General features: G+C 65.8%; 10 protein-coding genes. 5 read left to right on the forward strand and 5 right to left on the reverse strand.

Features of this window, described 5'->3' with window-relative positions:
• Positions 1 to 20 precede the first annotated feature (20 nt).
• The gene (locus tag AB0367_RS01220) at positions 21 to 1067 is read right to left on the reverse strand and encodes a YbhN family protein (RefSeq protein ID WP_366224149.1); all 1047 of its coding nucleotides are present in this window, start codon (positions 1065 to 1067) and stop codon (positions 21 to 23) included.
• A 307-nt stretch (positions 1068 to 1374) separates the two neighbouring features.
• Between AB0367_RS01220 and AB0367_RS01225 the strand changes: the two genes are divergently transcribed.
• From AB0367_RS01225 to AB0367_RS01245, 5 genes are all read left to right on the forward strand, one after another.
• On the forward strand, positions 1375 to 2475 hold the full coding sequence (locus AB0367_RS01225) for a DegT/DnrJ/EryC1/StrS family aminotransferase (RefSeq protein ID WP_366224635.1): 1101 nt from the start codon (positions 1375 to 1377) through the stop codon (positions 2473 to 2475).
• Positions 2472 to 3443, forward strand: a complete 972-nt coding sequence (locus tag AB0367_RS01230) for a Gfo/Idh/MocA family oxidoreductase (protein WP_366224150.1) — start codon at positions 2472 to 2474, stop codon at positions 3441 to 3443. Before AB0367_RS01225 ends, AB0367_RS01230 begins: the two co-directional genes overlap by 4 nt.
• A 172-nt stretch (positions 3444 to 3615) precedes the next feature.
• Positions 3616 to 5673: a hypothetical protein gene (locus tag AB0367_RS01235; protein WP_366224151.1), complete on the forward strand. Its 2058-nt coding sequence runs from the start codon at positions 3616 to 3618 to the stop codon at positions 5671 to 5673.
• A 438-nt stretch (positions 5674 to 6111) separates the two neighbouring features.
• Positions 6112 to 7992: a hypothetical protein gene (locus AB0367_RS01240; RefSeq protein ID WP_366224152.1), complete on the forward strand. Its 1881-nt coding sequence runs from the start codon at positions 6112 to 6114 to the stop codon at positions 7990 to 7992.
• Complete coding sequence (locus tag AB0367_RS01245; protein WP_366224153.1) at positions 7989 to 8603, forward strand: hypothetical protein; 615 nt, start codon at positions 7989 to 7991, stop codon at positions 8601 to 8603. The genes AB0367_RS01240 and AB0367_RS01245 overlap by 4 nt, the downstream gene beginning before the upstream one ends.
• A 161-nt stretch (positions 8604 to 8764) precedes the next feature.
• Here AB0367_RS01245 and AB0367_RS01250 read toward each other — a convergent pair whose 3' ends face one another.
• The 4 genes from AB0367_RS01250 to AB0367_RS01265 are packed head-to-tail and all read right to left on the reverse strand — an operon-like array spanning position 8765 to position 12736.
• On the reverse strand, positions 8765 to 9397 hold the full coding sequence (locus AB0367_RS01250; protein WP_366224154.1) for an acyltransferase: 633 nt from the start codon (positions 9395 to 9397) through the stop codon (positions 8765 to 8767).
• Positions 9384 to 10598 carry a glycosyltransferase family 4 protein gene (locus AB0367_RS01255; RefSeq protein ID WP_366224155.1) on the reverse strand — a complete coding sequence of 405 codons (1215 nt, stop codon included), beginning with the start codon at positions 10596 to 10598 and terminating at the stop codon, positions 9384 to 9386. Before AB0367_RS01255 ends, AB0367_RS01250 begins: the two co-directional genes overlap by 14 nt.
• A 46-nt stretch (positions 10599 to 10644) precedes the next feature.
• Complete coding sequence (locus AB0367_RS01260) at positions 10645 to 11577, reverse strand: NAD-dependent epimerase/dehydratase family protein (RefSeq protein ID WP_366224156.1); 933 nt, start codon at positions 11575 to 11577, stop codon at positions 10645 to 10647.
• A gap of 13 nt (positions 11578 to 11590) precedes the next feature.
• Entirely contained in the window at positions 11591 to 12736 is a 1146-nt protein-coding gene (locus AB0367_RS01265) for a DegT/DnrJ/EryC1/StrS family aminotransferase (protein WP_366224157.1), read from the reverse strand.
• Positions 12737 to 12827 lie beyond the last annotated feature (91 nt).

The following is a 12827-nucleotide window of genomic DNA, read 5'->3' on the forward strand; positions in this document are numbered from 1 at the left end:
GGACATGCATCCCGCGAGGATCACGACGATGTCTCGGCCGCCGGGTCCGGACGCTGTTGTGTCCGACGCGTAATCGCGATCGAAATGGCGGCCCCCGCCGCGGTCAACGCATCCGCGAGTATGAACAGGATCCGCGACGCGAGCGCGATGCCGAGGGCGGTTCCGGCGGCGTTTGGTGCGGGCAGGGCTGGCACCAAGGCGGCTACCAGCACGGCCTCGCGCACACCGAGTCCGGACGGCGCGAAGATGGCGAACAGGCTGATCGTCAAGGCGAGGGCGAAGGCGCCGACAGACCGGATGAGACCGTTCACACCGGGGGTCGCTTGTGCGTTGGCCAGCAGCCAGAGGTGCACCCCGAAGCAGATCCAGCCAATCGACGCCCACCCGACGACCCGGAGCACACCGGACCAAGTCAGCGAATGTGTGAGTGGCGGCCGTCGCAGCAAACGCAGGAGCAACTGGACAAGACGCGTCAGCACCGGCGGAACGGCACAGAGGATCGCGACTGGAAGCAGCGCGATCATGGCATAGAGAGCGAACCTCACCGGCTCGGCGTAGGTCGCATCGTCGCTGGTGCTGCTGATCAGTGCCGGCACAGCGAGCGTGCCGAGGCCGAGAGCGGCGGTGGTGCCGAGGCCGACCGTGACTATCGACGCCAGAAACGCGCGAGCGCGTGGCAGCCCGGCACGGCGGCCGAGCTCCATCTGCATCACGTACGCCCACACGCTTCCAGGCAGGTACTTGCCCAGGGCGCCGATGAAGTTGATCTCGGTTGCGGCGATGAAGGACACGTCGTGCTCGAGATCCCTCAGGCTCGCCTTCCAGGCCATCACGTTGGCCAACATGCCAATGACGAGCGCCACGAAGGACAGCAGCACGGACTGCCATGCCAGGCCGAGCCAGGTCTGACGGACCTCGGCCCACTGCGTAACGACGGCGTAGGTCATGAACGCGGCGATGGCGAGCGCGAGCACGATCTTCAGTGCGGCTACGACGATTCGTCGCGCATTCGATACTGGGCGTTCGGGCGGTGCCGACGCACTTACCGTCGCAACGGTGTTCACCACAGGTTAGGCCTCCGTTTGCGTTCCTTGCCGAGGCGCCCGTTGCCCTGACCAGGACAGGGGGCAAACGTGCCGAGTGTAGTCACCGCAGCCGGCGACGGGCACCCCGCCGTCAATAAATGTGCCGCATCTCCGGCCCGTTCGCACTGCTCGGGGTACTACAGACAGTGAAAGTGGCGATTACTCTCGCCAGAAGATCGGCGGCTTTTGTCGTTTCTGCGGAAAAAGTACCGATCGACTATGGCGGGTCCTAGAGCGGGAGCATGTAGTAGAGTCCCGCGCGGCACAACCCCGGCCAAGGAGTTTCGCAGTGATCCCCATTTCTTCAGTCCGTATCAGCGAGGAAGCGGAGCGTCTCGCTGTTGAGGTGATCCGCTCGGGCATGCTGGCTCAAGGCCCGATGGTCGCTCGCCTCGAGCGTGAGTTCGCCGAGTTTGTGGGCGTGGAACATGCGATCGCGGTGAACAACGGCACGACCGCGCTCGTCGCGGCCGTCCAGGCGCTCGACCTCCAGCCGGGTGACGAGGTGATCACCAGTCCGTTCACGTTTGTCGCGACCCTCAACGCAATCCTCGAGGCCGGAGCCGTCGCTCGGTTCGCCGACATCCGGGAAGACGACTTCTGCATTGATCCCGAGGCCCTCGAAGCCGCGATCGGCCCGCGGACGAAGGTGCTGATGCCCGTACACCTGTATGGGCAGACCGCGGACATGGAGAGGATCGCGCCGACCGCGCAGCGACACGGCCTGGCCCTCATCGAAGACGCCGCCCAGGCGCACGGCGCCACGATCGGTGGGCGCGGCGCGGGCAGCTTCGGCATCGGTACGTTCTCGTTGTACGGCACGAAGAACATCACAACCGGCGAAGGTGGCGTGATCACCACCAACGACGACCAGATCGCGGACCGTCTTCGGGTGCTGCGCAATCAGGGTATGCGGCAGCGCTACCAGTACGAGATGGCCGGCCACAACTACCGCCTGACCGACCTGCAGGCGGCGCTCGCCATCCCGCAGCTCGCGAGCTACGACGAGTTGGTGAAGCGGCGCAAGGAGAACGCCGCTCGGCTCTCGGCCGGCCTGCAGGGCATCCCGGGCGTGCGTGTCCCGGCCGAGCTGCTCGGCCGTTCGCACGTGTGGCACCAGTACACGGTGCTGATCACCGACGAGTCGCCCATCGGCCGCGATGAAGTCGTGCGGCTGCTGAACGAACGCGGCATCGGCTGCGGCATCTACTACCCCAAGGTCGTGTACGACTACGAGTGCTACGCGACCAACCCCAACGTGATCCCTGATCCGGCGCCAGTTGCCGAGCGGGTCGCTGCGCGGTGCCTGTCGTTGCCGGTGCACCAGCACCTGACCGACGACGAAGTCGATCAGGTGATCGAAGGCGTGCGGGCGGTGGTGACGGCATGAACGCGGCACGCCCCAAGGTCGTTCTGGTCGGAACCGGCTCGATGGGTTCTCTGCACGCACGGGTTCTCTTTCAGTCCGAGCGCTGCGATCTGGTGCGGGTCGTCGACCCCAACCGAGAGGCCGGCACGAGTGTCGCGAACCGGTTCGGCGCGCGGTGGACGCCGGAGCTGGGCGACCTCGACGACGCCGATGCCGTGGTCCTCGCGGCTCCGACGGAGCACCACTACAACGTCGCCCAGGAAATCCTCGCCGCGGACAAGCCACTGCTCATCGAGAAGCCCGTCTGCGCGAGCCTGGCCGAGAGCGAGGAGATCGTCGACCTGGCCGAGAAGCGCGGCCTGCCGCTGGTCTGCGGTCTTCTCGAACGGTTCAACCCGGCCGTGATGACGGCGATGGCGCTGGTCGACCAGCCGGTCCATGTGGCCGCCATCCGGCACTCGCCGTATGTGCCACGCATCCGCACCGGGGTCGCGTGGGACCTGCTGGTGCACGATGTCGACCTGGCCATCCAGATCTTCGGCGGCGCCGAAGCGATCCGGGTGCGTGGCACGCTCGGGCACTTCCACCCGCGCTCGTTGACCGCGGCCGAGGACGTGGCCGAGACGGTCATGACCTTTGCGGGGGGCGGCCTGGCGACGGTGTCCGCCAGCCGCATCAGCCAGCGCAAGATACGTGGCTTGACCATCTCCGAGATCGACCGCCTCATCGAGGTGGACCTGCTGCGCCGGGATGTGACCATCTACCGGCACGTCTCGCTCGACGCCGCCACCCCCGATGGGCGCGGCTATCGCCAGCAGAGCATTATCGAGATTCCCGAACTGACGACCAGTCGAGAGCCGCTGGCGGCCCAACTCGACCACTTCCTGGACATCATGGAAGGTCGTAGCGACGCTCAGGCCGAACGCGCCAGGATCCTGCCCTCGCACCGCGCCGTCGCGCGGGTCATCGGCGATCACCAGGCCGAGTAGGCCACGAGTCCGCGACGGTGGTGCCGCCTCAGCGCGGGGCGGCACCTACGGACGCGGTGGTCTATGCTGCGCATCCGGTGGACCGGCCGTCGGACAACCGCCCGGCGAGCCTGGATGTCAGTCCACGTGGAAAAGCTTGCCGATCCAGTCGTGCACGACCACGGAGCGTTAAATGACATCAGTGGCGGAAAGGCCCACCGGGGAACACCGCGTCGAAGCACCGTTGCGCACTCGCCGCTCCGGTGTCGCGTGGGCCGCCCTTGCGCTCGTGTTGTCCTGGTCCGTGCCATTGCTCACACATGCTCTGCGCATCGACTGGGTGCTTCCCATCCTCCTGCTGGTTGCGACCGCGAGCCTCCTGCGGTCGGGACGGACCGCGCTGGATCGGCTGGTGCTCGCCGCGGGGTTACTGGTCGGAGCCACCTGCGCCGCCGGGCTGCTCCTGTCGGTGTGGCCCTGGCATCTCGAGCCGGTGCCGGTCGCAGGCACAGCGTTTTCCGTCCTCGTGGTAGCAGCGCTGATGCTCCGCCGGCGGCCGAGCCTGCCCACGGCCTTCGGGCTCGCCGACATTTTCGTGGTCGGGTTGTGGCTTCTCGCCTCAGTGGTGCCTCTCTGGGCGCTTCGTTACACCGCCCCCGGCTGGCTGCTGGGCCGGGTGGCCTTTGGTGACGATTTCTCCCGCCACTACATGCTTTTCGACGCGATCCGGTCCCTCGGCGGTTACGTCTTCCTGCATCGCACCAGCGCATCGTCATGGGTCCCGCCCGAACACATGGCGTACCCGCAGGGCTCGCACTTCCTGTACGCGCTGCTTGAGAATTTCGTCCTTTCTTCGTCGCAAGCAACCTCAACACTCGACACGTTCAACCACCTGGTGCTGTTCCTGATCTTCACTCAGGTCTTCCTCTTCCTCACCGTGCTGTGGGCGATCCGCTGGGTGGCCGGGATCTGGCTGTCCGGCTGGGCCGCGCTGCCGGTGCTCGGAGCCGCGGCGACGTATCTCGCCTTCGGTGACCCGATGAGCCTGGTACCGGACGCATTCGTCTCGCAGGTACCCGGCTTGGCGGTGATGGTCATCGGTGTCGCGCTGCTGGCCCGGCCGGTGCGCCGTACGCGCGAGCAGCTCGTGTTGGTCGGCTGCCTGGTGATCGCGAGCTCCTTTGTCTACTACCTGTTCCTGCCGCTGGTGCTGATCAGCGCCTTCGCGTGGTTGATCCGGTACCGGCGGCGGCTGCGCCAGCACCGGGTGGCGCTCTTGATCACCATTGTCATCGCCGGGGCGTTCGTCCTCGTCACACCGCTGCTCAACATGAGCGTCAACACCGGTGCCCAGCTGCTGCTGCCTGGTGGCGCGAGCATCGTGAGCCGCTGGCTCGTGGTCGGTATTGTGGTCGTTCCGCTCGCCGCGCTGTTCCTGCGGAGGGTTCGCCGGCTACCGGTGTGGCAACTCGCCGGCCTCCAGGTCGGCTCGGCGGCGGCGATCACCCTGACGCTTTACGGTTACCAAAGCGTGACGATCGGTCACAGCATCTACTACTTCGAAAAGGTGCTGCTGCAGCTCGCGTTGGTGGGCCTGATCGCCGGCGGTGCTCCGGCGGTGGCAGTGCTGTCGGCGTTGCGGTCGGGTGCCCGACCGGCTCGAGTGTCGTGGCCGCGCTTCGTCGTGGCCGCCAGCGCGACAGCGGCGTGCGTGCTCGCCGCTCTCGTTGTCGTTGAGAAGCCCGCCCCGGGCTTGGAGACCAATCGGGGCGCCTTCTACCTGCGTGACCAGCGCGCCACGCCGTATGCCGGGGATGCGGTGGTGCAGACGCTCCAGCACTTTCCAGACAACGACGGCTACCTGAACATGGTGTTCTTCTATCCCCTCGACGGGGGGTCGCCGACGGGCTGGTGGACCCGCGCGCAACAGAGCTACGCCACCCTGTACATCGGAACCATTCAGCGTAACTACTATCAGGCGGGGTGGATGTACGGTTGGATACATCCGGCGAACAACCCTGAGATGACACCCGAGACACTCGTGCGATACCTCGCCGACCAGCCCGAGGCACTCGTGCGATACCTGGCCGAGCGGCGCATCCGAGCCAGGATCATCACCGAGCAGCCCGAGCTCATCGACCAATACCAACGGTTGGCACGGGAATACCCAGAGGCCGGCCTTGTGGTTGTGGACAGCCGGAGCTGGTGGCAGGAGCCCACCGACTCCAGAGTGCGGTCCCGTTTGTGGTAGGCCAATCCGGGCAACCAGCCGTGTGTACGACTCGGCCATTCCTGCCGACAAACGGATCACGCTTATATGCGCACTCCGATATGTGTTGGCGTCGTGGGCCGGCCGTCTCAGATCGCGGCGTGCCCTAAAGGCGGTGAATGGCCGGGGAAGATTAGCGTTCGTCATCTATTTACGAAAAGGTCACGACGCCTTCTACCAGGCCGTGAGGCGTGTCTAGCGCCCTCAACGCCATACACCCTGTGGTGTAGAATCCCGGATCGTGCCAGAGATCGTGCCAGAACTCCACTGCAAACGTATCCGGTTTCGCCAGTACACATCTGGGCACGAAGGGTGATGTCGGATGTGATTAGCTCCGGCGAGGACATGGGGACCGGAGCGTCTCACGCGACGTCAAACAAGCGCCGCGCTGGGCGGTTGTCGGGTGCCCGGTTCATTGGCGTGGTCGCCGCTCTTATCGTGGCGGCGTGGCTCATTCCGGCGCTCTGCATGGCCCTCGGGGTCGGCTGGCTGTTGCCGTTGCTGATCTGGACTGCGACGGCCTCCCTGATCAGGTGCGGACGGAACATCCTCGACCGGCTGGTCCTGGCCCTCGGTTTGCTGGTCGGGTTGACCTGCGCGGTGGGGCTCGTCCTGTCGCTATGGCCGGTGACGCTTCGGCCGGTCCCATCCTCCGGGCTGGCGCTGACCGGCCTGGTGCTGGCCGCCGTGCTGGCCGGGCGCCGACCGGAGTTCCCGACGGCGGGCCTTGGCTGGCCCGCAGTCGCCATCATCGGTGGCACACTCGCGTGCGCGGGCTTCGCCGTGCGGCCGTTTCTCGGTCAAGACTTCGCCGGGCGGCTGAGCATCCTCGCCAATGGCGGCGACCTGGCCCGGCACTTCACCATCTACGACACGATCCGAAGCGTCGGTGGGTTTCTGTTCATGCATCGGGAAGTGCCGATGCCGAACATCGACGCCGGCTACGAGAGTTACCCGCAGGGTAGCCATTTCATCTATGCCTTGCTGGCCAACGTAATGCCGCAGGGTGCCGACCGCGGTGACGCGGTCGCGTCGTTCGGGCTGCTCATCACGCTCGACATCGGTACCTTCGTGGTGTTGTGCCTGGCTACGCTGTGGGCCACCCGCTGGGTGGCTGGGCCGCTGCTGGGCGACTGGGTCGCGCTGCCGTTCCTCGCCGCAATCTGCGGCTACCTCTGCTTCGGTGACCCGATCACCCTGCTGACGCGCGGGTTTCCGTCGGAGATGGCCGGCTGGGCGATGCTCGCGATACTGGTCGCGGTCGTCGTCCGGCCCGTCGCCCGCGTCCGAGAACAGATCGTCCTGGTCGCTGCGCTGGTCGTAGCCATCTCATTCACGTACTTCCTGTTCCTGCCGTTCGCGCTGACCGCCGCGCTCGTCTGGATGATCGGCGCGCGACGGCAACTGTCGCAGCGGTGGATCATCGCTGGCAGTGTCGTCTTGGTCGCTATCGCGCTGGCCGCGGTTTCGCCGGTGGTGAACACCGTCCTCAGCCCTGCTAGCGTGGGTGACCGGCTGCTGCTTCCGGGCGAGATCAGCAAGGTGTCGCGACAGCTGGTCGTCTTCTGGCTGCTCATCGCGATCGCCGCGCCGGTGCTCAGGTGGCAGCGCCGTTCGCCGATTTGGCGCACTGTCGTCGTGCTCCTCATGCTGACCACGTTGCCGGCAGCAGCGATGTTCGGGTACCAGGTGCTCACCGGGCGCGCCCAGCAGACCTACTACGTGGACAAGTTGTTCCACGAGATGCTTATTGTCACGGTGGTTTGCTCGGGCTCGATCCTGCTGATCTTGCGCCCGGCGGCTCGAGCTTTCGCAGCACGCCGCCTCATCACCGTCGCGTATGCCTGGATGCTCTCCATCGCACTCGTCGTCAGCGTCTCCAATCTGGCATTCGACGCGCCGGCCGGATCGGGTCGCCTGCATTTCCAGCAGCGCAACGCCATCTGGGAGGCCGGCAAGGGAACGGCGAAGACCATTCGGCTCTACCCCAAAGCCGACGGCCGGCTAACCTGGGTGCAGCTCGGCACCCGCGCCGATCTCGGCCAGCGCGAAGCCAGCCATTGGGCGACGTTGTATACCGCCGTCCTGCAGCGCAACTACCGGGCAAGTTGGTCGCTCTTCTACTGGGGCTATCCGTGGCTCGCCACCAGCGACGCGGAGATGGCCGAGTTCATGCTGACCTCGCCGATGCCTTACCGGGTCTTGGTTGACGACACGATGAGTTTGGAGATGTTCCGGCGGATACAGACCGAATACCCAGCACTGGACTTGGAGATCGTGGACCTGCGAGGCCGGTCGTGAAGCGGCTCGGGATGGCCATCGGTGCCGCCGCTCTGCTCGGGTCGTTGCTGGTCGGCTGTAGCAAGCCCGCGCAGCAACAGACCGAATCGGTCACGTCGGCGACGCTCAAGAAGAGCTCATGCTCTGCCTTCACCACGCAGACGATGTTGTCCGTGCTGAAGCCCGCGCTTCACGGTGCCGGTTGGCCCGCCATGGGCCCCGTCCGCCCGCGGGGACTCGACCGCTTCAGCGACAACGTCCAGCGCTGCCTTTACGAGCTGCGCCCAGCGGACCAGAAGCTCAGCGGCGACCAGCGCCTCAACATCTACCTCTACAACGAACTGCAAAACGGAGGTCGGCTGATGTCGGCCTGCATGACCCGCCCGCTGGCCACCTCGGCGCCCGTGCGGATCGGCGACGAGACGTGCGTCGATAAGACCGGACAGCTGCGATTCCGGATCGGCCAGGACTATGTGTCGATATTGGTCGAGACTCCGCCGCGAACGATCAGTAACACGAGGGAAATCGCGCCTGGCGACACGAGCACGTTCGTCGCCCCCACGGATCCGGCCGCCCGCGCGGCGCTCGCCGTGGTGGTGGCGCAGGACCTCGAACGACGGTGGGCCCGGTAGGAGAGAGCACCCCGCTGGAGTGTTCTCTCCGAAGCCGGAGAGCCTTGTTAAGCCGTCATCCTCACCAGCTCGCGCATACCCTGCTCGACGGACACCACATGGCGTACGCCATGTGGTGTCCGCGGCGGCGAACACGTTGTGACGGGTATGAAGAGGCCCGGTCAGCCGGTCTCGTCATCGAAGGCCGGCGGTGCGAGCCAGCCGGATACGTCGATGCCGCGGCGCTCGGCCTGCTCTCGGCGCGCGGCGTTCTCCGCGCGGACCCGCTCCGCCTCGGCCTTGATGTACTCCGGGTCGAACCGCTGGAAGACCCGCGCCGGATTCCCCGACACCAAGGAGTAGTCCGGGACGTCCTTGGCGACGACCGACAGAGGATTGATGGTCGCGAAATCGCCAATCGTGACCCCGGGCATGATGACGCTGTTGCCACCGATGAAGCATCCCTTGCCGATCCTGACCGGCTTCCGCTCGATCAGGTCGCTGCCGGAGTGGTTCTCCAGCATCATGTTTGACAGCCAGCTCGAGTGAGTGAAGATCAGGCAGTTGAGCCCGATGCTCGTGTGCTCACCGATGGTGAGGCCGCCGCTGGCATCGAGCACCGCGTCCTCCCCGATCCAGCAGTGCTCGCCCAGCTTGAGGTTCTCGACGCTGATGACCTTGGCGCCCTTTCGGATACGCGTGGTCTCGGGAAGGCCCAGCAGCCGCGCCCGTTCGACGTCGTTCATCAGCTCACCGACGAAGTCGGTGAGGATCTGGGGGCGGAGCCGATTGCTGCGCTCGTCATCCAGGAACATGCTCACTACTTTCCGCGGCGTTGTTGAACATACGATCGAAGGCGTCGAGATGCTGACGGGTAACCACATCCATCGTGAAATGCCCGTAGATCAACTCTCGCTGCTGCTTGGCGATCGTCTCCCGCTCCTGCGGATCCTCCAGCAGGCGGATCAGTGCGGCAGCCAACTCCACCGGGTCGTTCGGCTTGACGAGGATGGAATTCTCCCAGTTGTTCAGCCTGACACCGGGAAAGTTCGTCTCCGTGACAGTGGCGATGGTGGCCCGGCCGGTCGCCATCGCCTCAAGGCTTGCCGTGCCGCAGCCGCCGCCCTGCAGATCATGCGCGACGACATCGGCGGCCGCGAAATACGAAGGCACGTCCTCCTTCGGAACCGGGCCGGTCGTGATGATCGCATCAGACACGCCGAGCTCGGCCGCCCGCTTGGCGAACGCGTCGTAGTAGACGCGCCCGATGATCATGAGCTTCGTGCGCGGCTGCCGGGCCAGCACGGTAGGCAGTGCGTCGATCAACGCGAGCCGATCGCGCAGAGGGATGATATGGCCGAGCGACACGATCAATGGGTCGTCGCCGATGCCGTGCTCCCGCCGCACGTCCTTCGCCGGAGGTTGATTGAACCGGGTGGGATCGACCGCCACCGGAATGTACTCGAAGTCCGCTGTCGTCGCCTTGTAGCGCTGCTCGCAATATGTGGCGGCCAGCTCGTCCATAATGACGTAGCGCGGCCGGTAACGGCGTAGGATCGGCTTGACCAGGAACCGGTCGAGTCCTTTGAACAGCGCCATGTATTTCGGATCCGGGCTCTCCAGCCGGGTGTGGATGGAGAGCAGCACCGGCACGTTGCGGCGCCTGGCATACCAGCCGGAGATCCAGGCGAGGTCGAGAAACTGACCGTGCTGATGGATGACGTCCGGCTTGAACTCGTCGAGTAGACGGAATACCCGCCGCCAGTTTCCTGGCCGCGGTGAGGTGAACGTGATGTCGAAGTCGATAGAGAGACCGAGCTGCGGCATACCGACAGCGGGCAGCCGATGCACGCGGTATCCGCCCCGCCACTCCTCGGCAGGAGCGTCGCGGTAGGCGGCCGTGAGCACGATCACCTCGTGCCCGGCGGCCACATACCGTTCCGCGAGTGCCGCAGCCAAGTGTGAACTTCCGCCCGCTCGGGGTGGAAAAAAGTTGTTGACGACGGCGATGCGCAAGACCTGCTCCTGTGGGGTGACGAGAAAGTCGGAATCGCTCGATAGATCAGGCCGACATCTTCACGAGCTCGCGCATGCCCTGCTCGACCGTGATGGTCGGCTCCCAGCCGAGCACCTCACGGGCCCGGGTGATGTCCGCCGCCCGGCGGCTGACCAGCACCTCACGGCCGTTGAAGATCGGCTCGACGTCGACACCGACCGCGTCGATGAGGATCTTCGTCAGCTGCGCGATGGAGGTGTCGATGCCGGTGCCGATGTTGAAGGGCAGGCCGTCGCGCTCGCTCTCCAGAGCGGCGACCACCGAACGGGCCAGATCGGTGACGTGAATGAAGTCCATCGACTGCTCGCCCTTGCCGTCGATGATCGGCGCCTGGCCCGAGCGGAGTCGCTGGATGAAGGTGTTGATGACGCTGGTGTAGTAAGCCTCGATCTTCTGGCCGGGGCCGTACACGTTGAAGAACCTCAGCGCGTTCCAGGAGAGACCCTTGTGGCGCTGGTAGAACGCGAGGAGGTCCTCGCCGGCGCGCTTGGAGATGCAGTACGGCGTCAGCGGGTTGAGGCGGTCGTCCTCGTGCATCGGCAGCTTCTGCGGGTCGCCGTACACAGAGGCAGAGGACGCGAACACGACTCGGCGCACGCCGTGGTCGGCCGCGGCGGCGAAGACGTTGTGATTGCCGACCATGTTGATGTCGATCGACTCGTATGGGTCGGCCAGGCTCTTGTTGATCGACACCGTCGCGAAGTGGATGACATGGGAGCAGCCCCGCATCGCGGCGTGTACGGCACCGCCGTAACGGACGTCCTGCTCGACGAGCTCGACCTCACCCGTCTCGATGAGTGCGTTGACGGCCGCCCGGTCGCCTCGCGCCATGTTGTCGAAGATCCGGATCCGGTAACCCTTCGCCAGCAACAACGGGATTGTGTGCTGGGCGATGAAACCAGCGCCACCGGTGAAGAACACGGTCCGACCGTTGGACATGGTCAAAAGCTCCTCAGAGACTGCGGGATGAACGGACAGCGGTGACAACCTCGCGCACCGCGGATGCGACGGTCTCGACCTGAGTATCGGTCAGATTAGCGTGCATCGGGATGGCCAGATGCCGTGCAAAGATGTCGGCCGATACCGAGCAGGCGCTGCTCGCGCCATAGAGAGGCTGAACGTGCGACGCGTATGTCCCGAAGTTGCACTGGATGCCGCGCTCACGCAGGCGCAGCGCGACCTCGCTCCGGTCAACCGTCGGGTCGAGCGTCAGGATGTATGCCTGCCAGGTGTGCTCGCGGTCGGGAGCCTCAATAGGAAGAGTGACCAGATCGAAGTCCTTCAGCAGCTCGGCGTAGCGGGCCGCGACCTGGCGACGGGCGGCGAGCAGATCGGGGAGCCGATCGAGCTGGGCGAGCATCATCCCAGCGGCCACGTCTGACATGCGGTAGTTGTACCCGAGTTCGTCGAAGGAGGGAATCGGCAGCTCACGACTCGCCTCGCGGCTCAACGCACCTTCGATCCCGTAGGTGTGCAGCTTCCGCGCGTGGGCGGCGAGGTCCTGCCGGTCGGTGACAAACGCTCCACCCTCGCCTGCGGTGATGCCCTTGCGTCCGTGGAAACTGAAGGTCGCCACATCGGCCAGGCTGCCCGCCGCTCGGCCCCGGTATGTCGCGCCCGCCGAACAGGCCGCGTCCTCGACAAGGAAGAGGCCGTGACGATCCGCGATGGCACGCAGCTCGTCGTAGTCCGCGCATTGCCCGGCAACATCGACGGCCACGATTCCGACGGTCTTCGGCGTGATCGCCGCCTCCACGGCGGCGGGCTCAAGCGTCCAGATGTCCGGGCGCACATCCCCGAACACCGGCTTCGCGCCGGCATACATCACGGCGTGACCGGTAGCCGGGAAGGTGTAGTCCCCGACCACGACCTCATCGCCCGGCTTGACACCCAGCGTCAGCATTGCCAAGTGCAACGCCGCGCCGCAGTTGCTGGTGGCCAACGCATGAGACGCACCCGCCACCGCTGCGAAACGCTGCTCGAACCGCGCGCAGGTCGGGCCCGCACCAGCAAGCCATCCACTGCGCAGCACCTCGGCGATGGCCTCGAGTTCCGCGTCCCCGACCGTAGGTTGACCAAGTGCGATGACTTCCGTCACGATCACTCCCATCGTGCTACACAGTTCGTCCTGCCAGCGGCCGGTGCGGACGGGCAGGTCCCGCTGGAGTCTAGGCGTGCCGGGCCTGCTG

The organism is Dactylosporangium sp. NPDC051484 (assembly GCF_040689395.1).
Classification (GTDB): domain Bacteria; phylum Actinomycetota; class Actinomycetes; order Mycobacteriales; family Micromonosporaceae; genus Dactylosporangium.